Source organism: Sodalis sp. RH14, from assembly GCF_047324285.1.
GTDB lineage: Bacteria > Pseudomonadota > Gammaproteobacteria > Enterobacterales > Enterobacteriaceae > Acerihabitans.
Window position 1 is genome coordinate 186,992 of the sequence record NZ_CP178739.1, and the last position, 17,552, is coordinate 204,543.

A 17,552-nucleotide genomic window follows, 5' to 3' on the forward strand; every position below is an offset into this window, starting at 1 on the left:
AAGCCTTGTCCCGCGCCGGCTAATTCTCCGCCAGCTTCAGCGGCGGCAGCTGCAGGAAGGTGTTCAGCAGTCCTTCGGCCCAGGCTTTGCGGATAGTGGCGAAGTAGGGGTGCTGCTCGGTAATGCGATACTGCTCGTCGCTGGCGAAGCTGTCGCGGCGATAGATCATCACATCCAGCGGCAGGCCCACCGACAGGTTGCTGCGCAGCGTCGAATCGATGGAAATCAGCGCGCAGCACATGGCCTGTTCCAGGGGGGTGTCAAAGGACAATACCCGGTCGATAATCGGTTTGCCGTATTTGCTCTCGCCAATCTGAAAGTAGGGGGTATCTTCCGTGGCCTCGATAAAATTGCCCTCCGGGTAGATATGGAACAGCCGGGGCCCTTCGCCGGCGATTTGCCCGCCCAGCAGGATGCTGCAGCTGAAATCGGTGCTGGAACCGCTTTGCTGCGCGCTGCTGTCGCGGAAAATAACTTCCCGCACCGTTTCGCCAATCAGGCTGGCGGCGTCGAACAGCGTAGGCACGGTCAGCAGGTTCGGCCGTTCCATATCCCGGGTGCGCAGCCGCAGCAGGTTGATGATGCTCTGGGTGGTCGCCAGGTTGCCGGCGCTTTGCAGCACCAGCGTGCGCTCGCTGTCCTGATGCAGGACATGCAGCTTGCGGAAGGTCGAGATATGATCCACTCCGGCATTGGTACGGGAGTCGGAGGCAAACACCAGTCCGTCCGACAGGCGCATCGCCACGCAGTAGGTCATAGAAATATATCCTCGTTATGCAGGTTATTGTTGTTGGGCGCCGGCCTGGCTTTCCTTGCCTGGCGGGAGGCTTCCCTCGGTCTGCTCCACCGTCGCTTCTGAAAACATCTCCTCGTAGCCGCCGCCGATACGCGAGCCGCGCACCGGGCAGGCGTCGAGATAATCGAAGCCGACCGCCAGCTTCAGATGCTGGCTGGGGTTACAGGTATTATTGGTAATATCGAAACTCTGCCAGTGCTCGTTCAGCCACACTTCCACCCAGGCGTGCATCGCCACGTGTTTGGTGTCTTCGCTGTAAATATAGCCGCTGACGTAGCGCGCGGGGATATGCAGGCTGCGGCAACAGGCCAGGAATACATGGGAATGATCCTGACAGACTCCGTGCTGGGCGGCAAATACTTTAGCCGCCGAATCCTGCACCTGGGTGGCGCCGGGGGTATAGGGCATGCGCTCGCGCAGTTCCGCCATCAGTTCGCGCAGGCTTTCGTCCGCGGCGGCGGCGCGGTAATAACGCGCGGCGAAAGTGCGGATGGCCTCGTCCGCCCGCGTCAGCGGGCTGGGACGCAAGAAGACCAGCGGCGACAGCGGGCCGCATTCCTCCATGATTTCCTCGCTGTTATCGGCAATCTCCACCACGCCTTTGGCGCGGATGGCGATCACCTCATGCGGCCGGTCGAGGGTCAGCACATGCTGCAGGTTGCCGAAGCCGTCGATAACCTGCGTCGCCTGCTCCGGCAGGTTAAGCGACCATTCCATAATCCGTTGCCGGGCGGTGTTCTGCGGCGTCAGGCGCAGGTATTGCGTGCTGAATTTGACCTCGTGATCGTAGCGATAATGGGTCAGGTGATCGACGGCCAGTTTCATAACGCCTCCAGATACGTATGGTTAATGCTTTCCGCCAGCGCGTTGATCTTGCCCTGGAATTGCATCATATAAGCCTGCAACCCCAGCGCCAGCACTTCATCCAGCGTGCTGAAGCGCAGCTCCACGTTCAGCGTATGGGCCAGCCGCCGGGGCACATTGGCCCGCTGGCCGCCGATCCGCTCCAACTGCTGCACCACGTCGCCCACGCAGGCGCGCAGGGAGCGCGGCATATCGTTGCGCAGCACCAGCAGCTCGGCCACCGTTTCGCGGCTGACGGGATGTTTATACAGGCTGTGGTAGGCCTCGCGGGCGCTGACCGCGCGCAGCAGGGTATCCAGGCGATAATATTCGCGCACCGGATCGGAGTCGGCATCCAGCTGCTGGTCCTTGACGCCCAGCAATTGCGCCGTGGCATAGGCGCGCTCGATAAGCGTGCCGAGGCGGATAAAACACAGGGCGTCGTTGCGCAGCAGGGTGCCGAACATGGCGCCGCGGAACAGGTGCGCCCGTTCCTTGACCCAGTCAAAGAACGCATCGGTGCCCACCTTGGCCACGCCCTTGCCGCGCATCAGCTTCATTTCGATCCAGGTGGCGTTAATGCTTTCCCACACCTCGGATGACAGGCTGCCGCGCACCGCATGGGCGTTGTTCCAGGCCACCTCGAAGCAGCTATAGATGCTGCTCGGATTGTGGGGATCCAGGGCGAAAAAGTTCAGCAGATTGGTCATGCTCAGGCGGGGATAATGCTCGGCAAACAGCTCGTGGGTGCCGGTCAGGTTAAGCGGCAGGGTCAAATCCTCGTTTTGCTGGCTGCGCAGCGGCATCAGCGACAGCTTATAGGTCACGTCCAACACCCGGGCAATGCTCTCGGCCCGCTCCAGGTAGCGGGCCATCCAGTACAGTTCGCTGGCGGTTCTGCTTAGCATGCGTCGTCCTCCATAATCCAGGTATCCTTGGTGCCGCCGCCCTGGGACGAGTTCACCACCAGCGAGCCGGCGTTCAGCGCCACCCGGGTCAGCCCGCCCGGCACCAGCCGCACCTCGTCGCCGGTCAGGGCGAACGGCCGCAGGTCGATATGGCGCGGCGCCAGGCCTTCCTCGACAAAGGTCGGGCAGGTGGACAGCGCAAGCGTCTCCTGGGCGATATAGTTGCTGGGGTTGGCCAGCAGCCGCTGGCGGAATTCAGCCAGTTCGGCGCGCGAGGCTTTCGGCCCCACCAGCATGCCGTAGCCGCCGGCGCCGTGCACCTCTTTCACCACCAGCTTTTCCAGGTTGGCCAGCACGTAGGACAGGGCGCTGGGATCGCGGCACTGCCAGGTGGGGATATTGCCGAGGATGGGCTCTTCGGAAAGATAAAACCGGATCATCTCCGGCACATAGGGATAAATGGATTTATCATCCGCCACCCCGGTGCCCAGCGCGTTGGCCAGCACCACGCCGCCGGCGCGGTAGACCGACAGCAGCCCGGGCACGCCCAGCGTGGAGTCGGCGCGAAAGGCCAGCGGATCGATATAGGCGTCGTCGATACGGCGGTAGATCACATCCACCTTGCACGGTCCCTCGGTGGTGCGCATATAAACCGCGCCCTGTTTGACGAACAGATCGGCGGCCTCCACCAGCTCCACGCCCATCTGCTGCGCCAGGAAACTGTGCTCGAAGTAGGCGCTGTTAAAACGCCCCGGCGTCATCACCACCACCGTCGGGTCTTCCACCGCCGTGCTTTCGCGCAGGGTTTGCAGCAGGTCGAAAGGATAGCGCTCGATGGGGGCGATATGCTGGCTGGCGAACAGATCCGGATAAAGCCGCATCATCATTTTGCGGTTTTCCAGCATATAGGAAACGCCGGACGGCGTGCGCAGGTTATCTTCCAGCACATAATAGTGCCCGTCGCTGTTGCGCACCATATCGGTGCCGACGATATGCGCATAGGTATTATTATGCAGATCGATCCCCTGCATACAGGGCTGGTACTGTTCGTTGGCCAGCACCTGCTCCGTCGGGACGATACCCGCCTTTAGGATATTCTGCCCGTGGTAGATATCATAAAGGAACGCGTTCAGGGCCTTGACCCGCTGGCGAATGCCGCGATCCATCCAGGCCCACTCTTTGGCCGGGATAATGCGCGGCACGCTGTCGAACGGGATCAAGCGCTCGGTGCCGCCTTCTTCTCCGTAGACGTTAAAGGTAATGCCAACCCGGTGAAACAACAGCTCGGCTTCTTCTTTTTTCTGCTGAATGGCCTGCCGGTCCGCCTGCTGCAGCCATTGCCAGTAAGCGCCGTAGTGGCCGCGATGTCCGCCGTCGGCCAACAGCATCTCATCAAAAAAGGGCGACCCGGAAAGATTTATTTTAATCATCTGTTTACCTTTGCTGGCCCATCAACGCTGATAAAACCCCGTTAGCAGCTCCATTGACAACCCATGCATAAAACGCGCCAGCCCGTGAACCGCGGCCACCGGAGAAAACCATGCCGCGGGGCGTCCGCCTGCATTATTTTAGTGCGCGCAACGACGCCGCCGCCGTTTTCTCCCCAAAATGGTGCGTAAAATTAACCTGTTGCACGCGGACGCTTGCCTGCCATATACACTTGCTATATACCGTAATGACGTATAATTTGATGAATAAACAGGCTAAAGGAGAGGTTGGATGTCCACGAGTACAATCTTTATCAATAATCGCTCGCAGGCCGTGCGCATCCCGGCTGAGTTACGCTTTGCCGATGATGTGAAGGTGGTGAATGTCCGCGCGGTGGGGAATGAGCGGATTATCTCTCCCGCGCAGCACCGCTGGGATAGCTTTTTTTTGACTGACCCGGCGGTCTCGGAAGATTTTCCGGAGGAAAGACCCTCTCAACCGCAACCTGAGCGTGAGTCCTTTTAATGTATAAATATATGCTCGAGACGAATTTTGTCATCTACGTGATAAAACGGCGTCCGCTTGAGATGCTCGACCTGTTTAACGCCAATGCGGGGCGCATGGTGTTATCGTCCATTACGCTGGCCGAGCTGATGCATGCCGCGGAAAAAAGCGCGGATGCGGCGCGCAATTACCGGGCGGTGGAGAGTTTTGTTTCGCGCATGGAAGTCCTGGGGTATGGCGCGAAAGCGGCGCGGCATTATGGCGATATCCTGGCCCATTTGGAACAGACGGGCCTGCCGATAGGGGTAAACGAGGTGCATATCGCGGCCCACGCCCGCAGCGAGGGTTTGGTCGTCGTCACCAACAACCCGGCGGAATTCAGCCGGGTCGAGGGTTTGCTGATTGAAAACTGGATTAACTAAGGCGCCGCGCGCGCCTGTCATGGCCTAGCGCCGTACGGCGATGGCCTCGATTTCAATCTGCACGTCTTTCGGCAGGCGCGCCACTTCCACGCATGAACGGGCCGGGAAGGGCGCGTTATGTTCGGTGAAAAAAGCTTCGTAAGCGGCGTTGACGGTGCCGAAGTCGTTTAAATCCTTGACGAACACCGTGGTTTTAATAATATCCGCCACCTTCAGGCCGGCGGCTTCCACAATCGCCCGCACGTTGTCCAGCGATTGACGGGCCTGCGCCGCGATATCATCGGCCACCAGCCCGGTTTGCGGGTTAATGGGGATCTGGCCTGAGGTGAAAAGCATAGTGCCGAGATCGACCGCCTGAACGTAGGGTCCGATGGCGGCCGGTGCGTTTTCAGTACTGATAATACGGGACATGCTGGCTCCTGGGGTTGATAGGCGAATCAAAAAGCGTTGCCGGCCATTATAAGGACTAAACCGGCGCGTGCCCAGCTCAGGCGTTCTGGATAACCGCCTGATGCTCGAACTCTTTTTCACAATATTTGCATTTCAGGTGCACCTGGCTGTCGCGGCTTTTGACCGTAAAACCCGAGGCCACCGGCTCGCTGCGGCTGATGCAGTTGCTGTTGGGGCAGGTCAGCACGCCGTCGATGCGATCCGGCAGCGTCAGGGTCAGCTTGCGCACCACTTCATAGTTATCGATACGATTCACGGTGGCGTGGGGGGCGTACATCGCCAACTGGTTCGCCTGCTGTTCGGTAAGGAACACGTTCTCGATCTTGATCAGATCTTTTTTCCCCAACTGGTTCGACGGCAGGTTCAACCCGATGGTGATGCGCTGATCGGTGGCGGTCAGCTTAAACAGGGTCAGCAGCTTAAAACCCACCTGCGCCGGGATATGGTCGATCACCGTGCCGCGCTTGATTGCCTCGACCTGCAGTTTATTATCCTGAGTCATTCTCTTTCCCCTTAGCCTGCCAGTTGATCGTTTAACACCAGGGACAATAACGCCTGGCGCGCGAAAATGCCGTTGCCGGCCTGCTGGAAATAATACGCGTAGGGCGTGGCGTCCACCTCGTGGGCAATTTCATCCACCCTGGGCAGCGGATGCAGCACCTTGAGATTCGCGCGCGCCTTCAGCAGATCCACGGCGCGCAGCACAAACTGGGCCTTGACGTTGGCGTATTCCGACGGATCCAGCCGTTCTTTCTGCACCCGGGTCATATACAGGATATCCAGCTGCGGCATCACTTCCTCGATGGTGGCATGCACGCTGTAGCCAATGCCTTTATCCGCCAGCATATTCAGGATATAGGCGGGCATCGCCAGCGCTTCCGGCGCGATCAGGAAAAAGTGATTGCCGTCGAACTTGGCCAGCGCCTGGGCCAGGGAGTGGACGGTGCGGCCGTACTTCAGGTCGCCCACCAGGGCCACGTTAAGGTTATTCAGCCGTCCCTGGGTTTCCTGAATGGTAAACAGGTCAAGCAGGGTCTGGGTCGGGTGCTGGTTGGCGCCGTCGCCGGCGTTGAGGATGGGCACGCCGCCGGAAAATTCGGTGGCGAGCCGGGCGGCCCCCTCCTGCGGATGGCGCATGACGATGGCGTCGACGTAGGTGCTGATAACCGAAATAGTATCCGCCAGGGTTTCGCCCTTTTTGCCCAGGGAGGTATTGCCGGCGTCGGAGAACCCGACCACCGAGGCGCCCAGGCGGTGGATGGCGGTTTCAAACGACAGCCTGGTACGGGTGGAGGCTTCAAAAAAACAGCTGGCCACCACTTTATGTTTCAACAGCTCCGGTTGCGGACGGGCTTTCAGGCCGGCTGCGGTGCGCAGTACCAGCTCCAGCTCCTCGCGGTTCAGGTCATTAATGGAAATGATGTGTTTTTGATAAAGGGGGTTAGCCATGTATGTCCTCCTTACGGGTGTCGTTGACGCCGGCCTTGCGCAAGTGTAGATCGCGGTCCGGGATAGCGCGCAAAAAAAAGCCCCTCAACGAGGGGCCTGATACGGATAGATAAAAACGGGCAACGGGAGCAGCAACGGCAGCTGGCCGCCTGCGGGCAGGCGGCGGCAGTCATAGGCAGCAAAAATCACGCAGCTGTTCATTGATCCTCCCGGCAAATTGCCCGGAATTATACGCGCGTGCCGGCACACTTCAAGGGCCAAGACGCCGATATTTATGAATAAGCAAACGATTGGCTTGCTAATCAAAATAAGTGTTAAATAACTCTCTTTTTTCGCGCGCAATCTGATTTATAATGAAACGATATTTCATTTTAAGGAAAAATTATGATCACCGGTAATATCCATCATCTCGATCTCGTGCCTTATCTGCCCGCCAAGCTGCGTGACGCCATCGACTATGTCAAACAACACATTACCAGCGAGACGCCGCTGGGTAAGCATGATATCGACGGCGACCGGGTATTTGTGCTGATCTCCAACGACAGCACCGATCTGCTGGAAAAGCGTCGCGCCGAGTTCCACGCTAAATATCTCGATATCCAGATCGTGCTGGACGGCGTGGAAGGCATGACCTTCAGCAACCTGCCGGCGGGCAAGACCGATACCGACTGGCTGGCGGATAAGGATATTGCCTTCCTGGCCGCCGGCGAGCAGGAAAAACAGTTTGTGATGCAGGCGGGCGACTTTGTGGTGTATTACCCCGGCGAAGTGCATAAACCGCTGTGCGCGGTCGGCGCGCCGGCCCATGTGCGCAAAGCGGTGGTGAAAATCGACACCGCCCTGGTTCGCTGAACAGATAGTACGCCGGCTTATTCCCGCGCGAGCGTTGCCACCATCACCGCTTTGATGGTGTGCAACCGGTTCTCCGCCTGATCGAATACCAGGCTGTGCGCCGATTCAAACACCTCGTCGGTCACTTCCATGCCGCCGGCCAGGCCATATTGTTCGGCCATTTGTTTGCCTACGCCGGTCTGGTCGTCATGGAACGCGGGCAGGCAGTGCAGAAATTTCACCTCTGGGTTGCCGGTCAGCCGGAGCATCGCCATATTGACCTGGTAGGGACGCAGCAGGGCGATACGCTCTCCCCACAGGGCTTTCTCCTCGCCCATGGAAACCCAAACGTCGGTGTAGATAAAATCCACCTCGCGCACGCCCGCCGCGATATCCTCGGTCAGGGTAATATTGCCGCCGCGCTGTTGCGCCAGTTCGCGGCAATGGGCCACCAGCCGCTTATCCGGCCAACAGGCGCTGGGGGCGACCAGGCGTAAATCCAGGCCGGTCAGCGCCGCCGCTTCCAGCATGCTGTTGCCCATATTGTTGCGGGCGTCCCCCACGTAGGCGAACGCCATCTGCGCGAAGGTTTTCTGCGGCAGGTGTTCCTGCATGGTCAGCAGATCGGCCAGTAACTGGGTAGGGTGGAACTCGGTGGTTAACCCGTTCCACACCGGCACGCCGGCATGGCGCGCCAGTGTCTCGACGATCTCCTGGCCATAGCCGCGGTATTGAATGCCGTCGTAAAGCCGGCCCAGGACCCGGGCGGTATCCTTAATGGATTCCTTATGTCCGATCTGGCTGCCGCTCGGGCCGAGATAGGTGACGCGCGCGCCCTGATCGAATGCGGCGACTTCGAAAGAGCAGCGGGTGCGGGTCGAGTCTTTTTCGAAGATGAGCGCGATATTTTTACCCGCCAGGCGCGGCGTTTCCCGCCCGGACTGTTTTTCCCGCTTCAGGCTGGCGGCCAGGGCCAGTAATTCATGGATCTCGGCGGGCGTGAAATCCAATAACTTCAGGAAATGACGGTGATAGAACTGGCTCATATGCGGCGTTCTCCGGTCTTAATCAATTGTAAATTGAATTTAAATTCACTTTATATGTATGAATATTCAATTTCAAGTGTTGATATCAATTCTTTCATGTTTAAGCTGGAGCCTTACCCCCGGCTGTGGGAAAATAGGCTCCTAACAGGCCGACCGACGCATTGAGGATTGAGGGCATGGCACATCAATTTCTGGAAGAGCAGCGTGACGAAACGCGTTTGATAATCGAAGAGCTGCTGGAAGATGGCAGCGATCCGGAAGCGCTTTACACCATCGAACACCATCTGTCCGCCGAGAATTTCGATACGCTGGAAAAAGCCGCGGTCGAAGCCTTCAAGCTGGGTTATGAAGTCACCGATGCCGAAGAGCTGGAAGTGGAAGACGGCTCCGTGCTGATGTGCTGCGACGCCGTCAGCGAAATCGCGCTGAACGCGGAACTTATCGACACCCAGGTCGAACAGCTGTTTACCCTGGCCGAGCGCTTGGGCGTTAATTATGACGGCTGGGGCACGTATTTTGAAGACGGCGAAGACGACGAAGACGACGAAGCGGATGAGGACGGCGAAGAGGGGATTGACGGCTCGGCCCCGCCGGCGCGCGGCCTTCTGGATCAGGACGACAACGGCACCCGCCACTAAGGCCATACGCGCCGTCAGATCAAAGGCTTAAGCATCGTGACTTCGCAATCCACATGTCCGGTGTGGCCCATCGGCCCGGCGATATGCCCAAACCCCAGCCGTTCATACAGCGCTATGGCCCGGGTCAGGGTGGCGGTGGTTTCCAGGTAACAGTGGGTAAAACCCTGCCCGCGGGCAAAGTCCAGCGCCTTGAGCGCCAGCTCATGGGCCAGGCCGCGCCCGCGCAGGACCGATAAAAAATACATCTTCTGCAGTTCACATATCCCCACATCCGCGCCGGCCAGCGGGGCAATGCCGCCGCCGCCGGCAATCCTGCCTTCAAACTCAATCACCCAGTACGCGCTGCGCGGCTGGCTGTAGAGCTGGTACAGATTATCCAGGTTCGGGTCGGAGACGGTATAGCCTTTATCCGCCGTCAGGCCGAACTCGGCCGATACCTGGCGAATGACGTCGGCAATGGCATGGTTATCTTCCGGCGTAATGGGGCGCACCAGAATATTGACTGAAGTAGCTGTGGACATCGTCATTACCCAAAAAAGAAAAAAGACACTAAGCGTTCTGGATTTATTGTTATGAGTAATAGCATCGCGCGGGCGGCGGATGCAAATAAATTAAACGGCGGTTAAACTTTTGTCGATTGCCGGCAAACCTCCACACGCGCTGAAAGCGGGTGTGCCGGGCCGGGAACCGAGCGAGCGCCCACGTCTTTGCACGACGGCGCGGACGTTGGCACGCGCTTATGGCTCACCTCCGTGTGAGCCATAAGCGCGCGTCTATGTCGCAGGGACGATTTACGCTCGCCCTCATGCCCGCGGGCATGGCCTGACCGGCAAACGCCCGCGGGTGACGCTTTCGTTGTCAGCTATAAATTGGCGATGGTCGCCTGCTGCTCCAGCAGCTTGGCCTTGGCGTCGGCATAACCCGCCAGTTTTTCCCGCTCTTTCGCCACCACCGCTTCCGGCGCGCGGGCGACAAAACCTTCGTTGGACAGCTTGCTCTCGATGCGCCCGATCTCGGTATCGATTTTCAGCACTTCGTTGGCCAGCCGGTCCAGCTCCAGGGCTTTGTCGATAATGCCCGCCATCGGGATCAGCAGTTCGCCTTCCTCCACCAGCTTGACGATGGAGACCGGGCCTTTCTCGCCGTCCGCCAGGATATCCAGGCTCTGCAGCCGCGCCAACGTCTGGATAAAGCTCTTGTTATCCGCAATCCGCCGGCGGGTCAGCGCCGTGGCGCCGCGCACCAGGACATCCAGCGGTTTGCCGGGGGCGATATTCATCTCGCTGCGAATGGTGCGCACGGCGATAACCAGCTGTTTAATCCATTCCACGTCCGCCAGCGCCTGCGTATCGTCAAGCGTGGCGTCAAACTGCGGGAAGGCTTGCAGCATCAGCGTATCGTCGGTAATGCCCTTGAGCACTTTCACCCGCTGCCAGATGGTTTCGGTAATAAACGGCACTATGGGATGCGCCAGGCGCAGCAGGCCTTCCAGCACCTCCACCAGGGTATGGCGGGTGCCGCGCAATTCGGCCTCGGCGCCGCCGGTCATGACCGGTTTGGTCAGCTCCAGATACCAGTCGCAGAACTGGTTCCAGGTAAAGTCATAGAGGATATTGGCCGCCATATCGAAGCGGTAGCCGTCAAGCGCGTCGCGATAGGCTTTTACCGTACGGTTGAATTCCGCCAGGATCCAGCGGTCCGCCAGCGACAGGCTCATCTCGCCGCCATGCTGGCCGCAATCCTGGTCCTCGGTGTTCATCAGCACAAAGCGGCTGGCGTTCCACAGCTTATTACAAAAGTTGCGATAGCCTTCCAGGCGCTTCATATCCCAGTTGATATCGCGCCCGGTGGAGGCCAGCGCCGCCAGGGTAAAGCGCAGCGCGTCGGTGCCGTGCGGCTCGATGCCGTTGGGGAACTGCTTTTCGGTGCGCTTGCGGATTTTGTCCGCCAGCTGCGGCTGCATCATATTGCCGGTGCGCTTTTCGATAAGCGCCGGCAGCGAGATGCCGTCCACCATGTCCAGCGGGTCGATAACGTTGCCTTTGGATTTCGACATCTTTTGGCCTTCGTCGTCGCGGATAAGGCCGGTCATATACACGGTCTTGAACGGCACCTGCGCACGCCCCTGTTCATCCTTGACGAAATGCATGGTCAGCATGATCATGCGGGCGATCCAGAAGAAGATAATATCAAACCCGCTCACCAGCACGCTGGTGGGGTGGAAGGTCTTCAGCGCCTCGGTCGGCTCCGGCCAGCCCAGGGTGGAGAAGGTCCATAGGCCGGAGGAGAACCAGGTATCCAGCACGTCCTCGTCCTGGCGCAGCGCCACCGAGGCGTCAAGGCCGTTTTCACGGCGCACCTCGGCCTCGTCGCGCCCGACATAGACCTTGCCGGCGGCGTCGTACCAGGCCGGGATGCGATGTCCCCACCACAGCTGGCGGGAAATACACCAGTCCTGGATATCGCGCATCCAGCTGAAATACATATTTTCATACTGCTTCGGCACGAACCGGATAGCGTCGTTTTCCACCGCCTCGATGGCCACCTTGGCCAGCGGCGCGGTACGCACATACCACTGATCGGTCAGCATGGGTTCAATCACCACGCCGCCGCGATCGCCGTAAGGCACGGTCAGGGCATGGGGTTTGATTTCATCAAGCAGGCCCAGGGCGTCGAAGGCGGCGACCACCGCCTTGCGGGCGGCAAAACGCTCCAGGGAGCGGAATTCGGCCGGGATCTCGCCGCTCCAGGCGTCGCTGGCCTCGCCCAGGGTGTCGAAGACTTCCGCCTGTTCGCGGATATCGCCGTCCAGGGTCAGGATATTGATCATCGGCAGGCCGTGGCGCTTGCCGACCTCATAGTCGTTAAAGTCATGGGCCGGGGTGATCTTCACGCAGCCGGTGCCCTTGGTCATATCGGCATGCTCGTCGCCGAGGATGGGGATGCGGCGGCCGACCAGCGGCAACAGGACGAATTTGCCGATCAGGTCTTTATAGCGCGGGTCCGCGGGGTTCACCGCCACGCCGGTATCGCCCAGCATGGTTTCCGGACGGGTGGTGGCCACCACCAGGTAGTCCCGGCCGTCCGCGGTCCTGGCGCCGTCGGCCAGCGGGTAGCGCAGGTGCCACATGGATCCCTGGGATTCGCGGTTTTCCACCTCCAGATCGGAAATGGCGGTGCGCAGCTTGGGATCCCAGTTCACCAGGCGTTTGCCGCGGTAAATCAAATCCTGCTTGAACAGCTGGACGAACACTTCCTTCACCGCCTCGGACAGCCCGGCGTCCATGGTAAAGCGCTCGCGCTCCCAATCCACCGAGGCGCCCAGGCGGCGCATCTGGCGGGTAATGGTGCCGCCGGATTCCGCCTTCCACTGCCAGATTTTTTCGATAAAGGCGTCGCGGCCGTAATCGTGGCGGGTCTTGCCCTCTTCGGCGGCGATTTTACGCTCCACCACCATCTGCGTGGCGATGCCCGCGTGATCGGTCCCCACCTGCCACAGGGTGTTTTTACCCTGCATGCGCTGGTAACGCACGATAATGTCCATAATGGTCTGCTGAAAGGCATGACCCATATGCAGGCTGCCGGTCACGTTCGGCGGCGGGATCATGATGCAGAAGCTTTCTTTGCTGGTATCGTTATGCGGCTTGAAATAGCCCTGTTTTTCCCAGTGCTCGTACAGCGGCTGCTCGATATCGTGCGGGTTATATGTCTTTTCCATTATGCGTCGTATTTCACTGCGTTGGCGGCGTGGCCGTGGTCAATTGGAAGCCGACGCTGCGATAGGCTTTATACCGGTCGCGCGCCAACTGTTTTAATGCGTCTTCGTCCGGGACGAAGTCTATCACTTCATGGAAAGCGGAGGCAAAATCCGCGCACTGCGGCAGCAGGCTTATCAGCAGCTCGCGCGGCGCATTGCCGCGGCGCTTGGGCCAGCACAGCTCCACCGGCGCGCCATAGCGCGGCCCCTCGCCCGCCAGGTTATGGGGAACAAAGGCGGCCGGGTCCCGCTGCCATAAGGCTTCGTCCAGCCTCAGCGCCTGCTCCTCGTCGTCACAGGCTATCAGCACCCTTTTGCCGGCGCGCCAGTGGAGCGCCGCCAGATCGCAGGCCAGCCGCTCCATGGGGCTAAGCCCTTCCTGGAGATCCTGCCGGTCGAGAAGATAAAAGGTTGCGTTTTTCATGTACCGTTTTAGTCAAGCCTGAGGGGGAGAACGGAAAAATAACGGGCGGCCTGGGCCGCCCGGACAAGTTTACCTTTTTTAGGCCTACTCGTCACCGTTGAGACCGGAGCGATTGAGCAGAAACTGCGCCAGCATGGAGACCGGACGCCCGGTGGCGCCTTTGGCCTTGCCCGAACGCCAGGCGGTGCCGGCGATATCCAGATGCGCCCAGCTGTATTTGCGGGCGAAACGGGACAGGAAGCAGCCGGCGGTAATGGCGCCGCCCGGCCGCCCGCCGATATTGGCCATATCGGCGAAATTGGACTCCAGCTGCTCCTGGAACTCATCTCCCAGCGGCAGGCGCCAGGCGCGGTCGCCCGACTGCTCGGCGGCGGCGATAAGCTCGTGGGCCAGCGGATTATGGTTGGACATCAGCCCGGTCAAGTGATGGCCCAGGGCGATAACGCAGGCGCCGGTCAGGGTGGCGACGTCAATCACCAGCTCGGGGTCGAAACGCTCGACATAGGTCAGCGCGTCGCACAGCACCAGCCGCCCCTCGGCGTCGGTATTCAGCACTTCCACCGTCTGGCCGGACAGGGTGGTCAGCACATCGCCGGGACGGAAGGATCGCCCGTCGACCATATTCTCGCATCCCGCCAGCACGCCCACCAGGTTCAGCGGCAGGCTCAGCTCCAGCGCCATGCGCATCACGCCGTACACGGTGGCGGCGCCGCACATATCGTATTTCATCTCGTCCATGCTGTCGGCGGGCTTGATGGAGATGCCGCCGGCATCAAAGGTCAAGCCTTTGCCCACCAGCACGATCGGACGCGCTTCCGGGTCCGGATTGCCCTTATATTCGATAACCGACATCAGGGATTCGTTTTGCGAGCCCTGGCCGACCGCCAGATAGGCGTTCATGCCCAGCTCTTTCATCTGCTGCTCGCCGATAACGCGGGTGGTGGTGGTCTTGCCGTACTTATCCGCCAACTGGCGCGCCTGGGATGCCAGGTAGGCCGGATTGCAGATATTGGGCGGCATATTGCCCAGGTCCTTCGCGGCCTTGATGCCGGAGGCGATGGCCAGTCCATGCTGGATGGCGCGCTCGCCGCCGGTAAGCTCGCGGCGGGTGGGCACGTTAAACACCATCTTGCGCAGCGGCCGGCGCGGTTCGGCCTTATTGCTTTTCAGCTGGTCGAAGGTATAAAGCGACTCTTTGGAGGTTTCCACCGCCTGGCGCACTTTCCAATAGGTGTTACGCCCCTTGACATGCAGTTCGGTCAAAAAGCAGACGGCTTCCATTGATCCGGTGTCATTCAGCGTATTAATGGTTTTCTGGATCACCTGCTTGTACTGGCGCTCATCCAGCTCGCGTTCCTTGCCGCATCCGATAAGCAGGATACGCTCGGAAAGCACATTGGGAACATGGTGCAGCAGCAATGTCTGGCCCACCTTCCCTTCCAGTTCGCCGCGGCGCAGTAAGGCACTGATATAACCATCGCTGATTTTGTCGAGCTGTTCGGCAATCGGCGACAGACGGCGCGGTTCGAAGACGCCGACGACAATACAGGCACTGCGTTGTTTTTCCGGGCTACCGCTTTTTACACTGAACTCCATGCACTCTCCTGAATCTTAAAGACAAAGACGGCCAACCGGGATAAAATATTTCATTCCCTATCGTATCCCCCGCCTTTGCATTAACTCTTATGTGTTAATCTGAACGACGCAAAGGACGTTATTCCGGCAATAATCAGTGCGTTCTCATAGCACAGCCGAACGCTTAATGTTGTTATACTCTATCTGGCGATAAAGGTGACTAATTGATACGCATTAATAGTGCATTAGCGAAGAAATTATCGATTTTCCTGCAAAAAGACAAGTTTTCACAGGCGAAATAAGCGTGATCATCATTAGATATCTGGTTCGGGAAACCTTTAAAAGCCAGCTGGCCATCCTGTTTATCCTGCTGCTGATTTTTTTCTGTCAGAAGCTGGTGCGGGTCCTGGGCGCGGCGGTAGACGGCGATATCCCGACAAACCTGGTGTTATCCCTGCTCGGTTTAGGCGTGCCGGAAATGGCGCAGTTGATTCTTCCCCTTAGCCTGTTCCTTGGGTTACTGATGACCCTGAGCCGGTTGTATGCCGAAAGCGAAATAACCGTCATGCACGCATGCGGGCTGGGCAAGAGCGTACTGATCAAGGCGGCGCTGCTGTTAAGCGTGCTGACGGCGTTATTCGCGGCCGCCAATGTCATCTGGCTGTCGCCCTGGTCGTCACGGCACCAGGACGAGGTGCTGGCGGAGGCCAAGGCCAACCCCAGCATGGCGGCCATGGTGGGCGGGCAGTTCCAGGCGGCGCAAAACGGCAACTCCGTCCTCTTTGTCGGCAACGTCAAAGGGCAGGAATTCCAGAACGTCTTCCTGGCGCAGCTGCGCCCGCATGGTAACTCGCGCCCCTCGGTGGTGGTGGCGGACCAGGGCCATATGACCCAGCGTCCCGACGGCTCGCAGGTGGTTAACCTCAATAAAGGCACCCGCTACGAGGGCACCGCGCTGCTGCGTGATTTTCGCATTACCGATTTTACCCAGTACCAGGCGGTCATCGGCCACCAGGCGGTATCGGTGAACAACAACGACGCCGAGCAGATGACCCTGCAGGCCCTGTGGCAATCCAGCCAGCCGGAAGCGCGCGCGGAGTTGCAGTGGCGCCTTACCCTTATCATATCGGTGTTTATCATGGCTATCATGGTGGTGCCGCTCAGCGCGGTCAACCCGCGCCAGGGCAGGGTATTAAGCATGCTGCCCGCAATGCTGCTGTACCTGGTGTTCTTTTTGCTGCAAAGCTCGCTGCGCTCCAACGGCGCCAAGGGCAAGCTTGATCCGGTGATATGGATGTGGCTGGTCAACCTGGCCTACCTGGGCATCGCCCTGCTGCTTAACCTGTGGGACAGCGTACCGTTCAGACGGGCGCGCGAACGTTTACATATCAGAGGAGCGGCCTGATGTTTGGAGTACTGGACCGCTATATCGGTAAAACCATCTTCAACACCATCATGATGACCCTGTTCATGCTGGTGTCGTTGTCGGGCATCATCAAATTCGTCGATCAGCTGCGCAAGGTGGGGCAGGGCGATTACTCCGCGGCGGGCGCCGGGCTCTATACCCTGCTGAGCGTGCCGAAGGATATTGAAATCTTTTTCCCGATGGCGGCGCTGCTCGGCGCGCTGATGGGGCTCGGCACTTTGGCCAGCCGCAGCGAGCTGGTGGTGATGCAAGCCTCCGGTTTCACCCGCATGCAAATCGCCGCGGCGGTAATGAAAACCGCCATCCCGCTGGTGCTGCTGACCATGGCCATCGGCGAATGGGTCGCCCCCCAGGGCGAGCAGATGGCGCGTAATTTCCGCTCGCAGTCGTTATACGGCGGCTCCATGCTGTCGGTGCAAAACGGTCTCTGGGCCAAGGACGGCAGCGATTTTATCTACATCGAGCGGGTGGTCAGCGACAACCAGCTGTCGGGGGTGAATATCTATCACTTCAACCACGAGAACCGCCTGCAGACGCTGCGCTACGCCGCCAGCGCCACCTTTACCGACGGCACCTGGCGCCTGGCGCAGGTGGATGAATCCGACCTGACCGACAGCCAGCAGATCACCGGCCGGCAAACGCTCAGCGGGGAATGGAAAACCAACCTCACCCCCGATAAGCTGGGCGTGGTGGCGCTCGACCCGGAATCACTGTCTATTTCCGGGCTATACGATTATGTCAAATATCTCAAGCAGAGCGGGCAGGAAGCCAGCCGCTACCAGCTGAATATGTGGAGCAAGATCTTCTCGCCCTTCTCGGTGGCGGTGATGATGCTGATGGCCCTGTCGTTTATTTTCGGCCCGCTGCGCAGCGTGGCGATGGGCGTGCGGATGATCACCGGTATCAGCTTCGGCTTCTTGTTCTACGTGTTGGATCAGATCTTCGGACCGCTCAGCCTGGTGTACAATATGCCGCCGCTGTTCGGCGCGCTGCTCCCCAGCATGGCCTTCCTGGTGATAAGCGTGGCGTTGCTTTTGAAGAAACGGTAAAGATAT

General features: G+C 59.3%; 18 protein-coding genes. 6 read left to right on the forward strand and 12 right to left on the reverse strand.

What is annotated here, in order from left to right:
* Positions 1-19: 19 nt before the first annotated feature.
* Genes ACL2XQ_RS00805 through ACL2XQ_RS00820 form a run of 4 tightly spaced genes read right to left on the reverse strand, consistent with a single transcriptional unit; the run spans position 20 to position 3,977 of the window.
* Positions 20-757 (reverse strand): peptidase, encoded by a 738-nt coding sequence (locus ACL2XQ_RS00805; RefSeq protein ID WP_410012545.1) that lies wholly within the window; start codon positions 755-757, stop codon positions 20-22.
* 24 nt (positions 758-781) lie between these two features.
* On the reverse strand, positions 782-1,621 hold the full coding sequence (locus ACL2XQ_RS00810; protein ID WP_413729058.1) for a transglutaminase family protein: 840 nt from the start codon (positions 1,619-1,621) through the stop codon (positions 782-784).
* Positions 1,618-2,547 carry an alpha-E domain-containing protein gene (locus tag ACL2XQ_RS00815; RefSeq protein ID WP_410012543.1) on the reverse strand — a complete coding sequence of 310 codons (930 nt, stop codon included), beginning with the start codon at positions 2,545-2,547 and terminating at the stop codon, positions 1,618-1,620. Before ACL2XQ_RS00815 ends, ACL2XQ_RS00810 begins: the two co-directional genes overlap by 4 nt.
* Positions 2,541-3,977, reverse strand: a complete 1,437-nt coding sequence (locus ACL2XQ_RS00820) for a circularly permuted type 2 ATP-grasp protein (protein ID WP_410012542.1) — start codon at positions 3,975-3,977, stop codon at positions 2,541-2,543. Before ACL2XQ_RS00820 ends, ACL2XQ_RS00815 begins: the two co-directional genes overlap by 7 nt.
* Before the next feature lie 289 nt (positions 3,978-4,266).
* Here ACL2XQ_RS00820 and vapB point away from each other — a divergent pair, with 289 nt between their 5' ends.
* Positions 4,267-4,500, forward strand: coding sequence for a type II toxin-antitoxin system VapB family antitoxin (gene vapB / locus ACL2XQ_RS00825; protein ID WP_410012541.1), 234 nt, complete (start codon positions 4,267-4,269; stop codon positions 4,498-4,500).
* Positions 4,500-4,901, forward strand: a complete 402-nt coding sequence (vapC, locus tag ACL2XQ_RS00830) for a tRNA(fMet)-specific endonuclease VapC (protein ID WP_410012540.1) — start codon at positions 4,500-4,502, stop codon at positions 4,899-4,901. Before vapB ends, vapC begins: the two co-directional genes overlap by 1 nt.
* A gap of 24 nt (positions 4,902-4,925) precedes the next feature.
* On the opposite strand, the gene ridA is transcribed toward vapC, so the two are convergent.
* From ridA to pyrB, 3 genes are all read right to left on the reverse strand, one after another.
* Positions 4,926-5,312 (reverse strand): 2-iminobutanoate/2-iminopropanoate deaminase, encoded by a 387-nt coding sequence (ridA, locus tag ACL2XQ_RS00835; RefSeq protein WP_410012539.1) that lies wholly within the window; start codon positions 5,310-5,312, stop codon positions 4,926-4,928.
* 76 nt (positions 5,313-5,388) lie between these two features.
* A complete protein-coding gene (gene pyrI / locus ACL2XQ_RS00840) occupies positions 5,389-5,853 on the reverse strand; it encodes an aspartate carbamoyltransferase regulatory subunit (RefSeq protein WP_410012538.1) in 465 nt (154 codons plus the stop codon).
* 11 nt (positions 5,854-5,864) lie between these two features.
* Positions 5,865-6,800, reverse strand: coding sequence for an aspartate carbamoyltransferase (gene pyrB, locus ACL2XQ_RS00845; protein WP_410012537.1), 936 nt, complete (start codon positions 6,798-6,800; stop codon positions 5,865-5,867).
* Positions 6,801-7,184: 384 nt separating this feature from the next.
* On the opposite strand from pyrB, the gene ACL2XQ_RS00850 reads away from it, so the two are divergent.
* The gene (locus ACL2XQ_RS00850; protein WP_410012536.1) at positions 7,185-7,652 is read left to right on the forward strand and encodes a YhcH/YjgK/YiaL family protein; all 468 of its coding nucleotides are present in this window, start codon (positions 7,185-7,187) and stop codon (positions 7,650-7,652) included.
* Positions 7,653-7,669: 17 nt separating this feature from the next.
* On the opposite strand, the gene argF is transcribed toward ACL2XQ_RS00850, so the two are convergent.
* Complete coding sequence (gene argF / locus ACL2XQ_RS00855) at positions 7,670-8,677, reverse strand: ornithine carbamoyltransferase (RefSeq protein ID WP_410012535.1); 1,008 nt, start codon at positions 8,675-8,677, stop codon at positions 7,670-7,672.
* Positions 8,678-8,853: 176 nt separating this feature from the next.
* On the opposite strand from argF, the gene rraB reads away from it, so the two are divergent.
* Entirely contained in the window at positions 8,854-9,315 is a 462-nt protein-coding gene (gene rraB / locus ACL2XQ_RS00860; RefSeq protein WP_410012534.1) for a ribonuclease E inhibitor RraB, read from the forward strand.
* 14 nt (positions 9,316-9,329) lie between these two features.
* On the opposite strand, the gene ACL2XQ_RS00865 is transcribed toward rraB, so the two are convergent.
* The 4 genes from ACL2XQ_RS00865 to pepA form a co-directional block, all read right to left on the reverse strand.
* Entirely contained in the window at positions 9,330-9,836 is a 507-nt protein-coding gene (locus tag ACL2XQ_RS00865; protein WP_410012533.1) for a GNAT family N-acetyltransferase, read from the reverse strand.
* Positions 9,837-10,177: 341 nt separating this feature from the next.
* Positions 10,178-13,033 (reverse strand): valine--tRNA ligase, encoded by a 2,856-nt coding sequence (locus tag ACL2XQ_RS00870; protein ID WP_410012532.1) that lies wholly within the window; start codon positions 13,031-13,033, stop codon positions 10,178-10,180.
* Between the two features lie 13 nt (positions 13,034-13,046).
* Positions 13,047-13,496, reverse strand: a complete 450-nt coding sequence (locus ACL2XQ_RS00875) for a DNA polymerase III subunit chi (protein WP_410012531.1) — start codon at positions 13,494-13,496, stop codon at positions 13,047-13,049.
* An 84-nt stretch (positions 13,497-13,580) separates the two neighbouring features.
* Positions 13,581-15,092 carry a leucyl aminopeptidase gene (gene pepA, locus ACL2XQ_RS00880; protein ID WP_331122916.1) on the reverse strand — a complete coding sequence of 504 codons (1,512 nt, stop codon included), beginning with the start codon at positions 15,090-15,092 and terminating at the stop codon, positions 13,581-13,583.
* 283 nt (positions 15,093-15,375) lie between these two features.
* Here pepA and lptF point away from each other — a divergent pair, with 283 nt between their 5' ends.
* Together lptF and lptG are read left to right on the forward strand one after the other, a co-directional pair.
* The gene (gene lptF / locus ACL2XQ_RS00885) at positions 15,376-16,476 is read left to right on the forward strand and encodes an LPS export ABC transporter permease LptF (RefSeq protein ID WP_410012530.1); all 1,101 of its coding nucleotides are present in this window, start codon (positions 15,376-15,378) and stop codon (positions 16,474-16,476) included.
* Positions 16,476-17,546: an LPS export ABC transporter permease LptG gene (gene lptG / locus ACL2XQ_RS00890; RefSeq protein WP_410012529.1), complete on the forward strand. Its 1,071-nt coding sequence runs from the start codon at positions 16,476-16,478 to the stop codon at positions 17,544-17,546. The genes lptF and lptG overlap by 1 nt, the downstream gene beginning before the upstream one ends.
* Positions 17,547-17,552: the final 6 nt, after the last annotated feature.